This is a genomic window from Paenibacillus terrae, assembly GCF_000943545.1.
In the GTDB taxonomy this organism is placed as follows: Bacteria; Bacillota; Bacilli; order Paenibacillales; family Paenibacillaceae; genus Paenibacillus; species Paenibacillus terrae_A.
In genome coordinates this window covers 1-237 of sequence record NZ_JTHP01000223.1, presented here as the reverse complement: position 1 = coordinate 237, position 237 = coordinate 1, and the positions used below count along the sequence as shown (strand labels likewise).

The 237-nt window shown below is 51.1% G+C and carries 1 protein-coding gene; it reads right to left on the bottom strand.

Annotated elements, in window-relative coordinates; translation table 11 throughout:
* The coding region (locus tag QD47_RS29760) for a condensation domain-containing protein (RefSeq protein ID WP_235332409.1) at positions 1-220 on the bottom strand (220 nt) is incomplete at its 3' end.
* Between the last annotated feature and the right edge of the window lie 17 nt (positions 221-237).

Sequence of the window (237 nt, the reverse complement as noted above, 5' to 3'; positions counted from 1 at the left end):
GTTCTTCCAGCCAGCGACGCTCATCGGCCGTGACAATCTCGATCGATTCGTGGCTTCTGCCCGCGTCCTCAATCAGCTGAGCCGCAATGTGTTTCACATGACCTTCCATGTTCCTCACGATTTGGGGGTCATACACCAGGGCATTGTACTGGAATTTCATCGACAGCTCGCTGCCAGGCACCACAATTACATTGAAATCATAGTTGGTTTGTTCGGACACTTCGAGATCCTCTAATG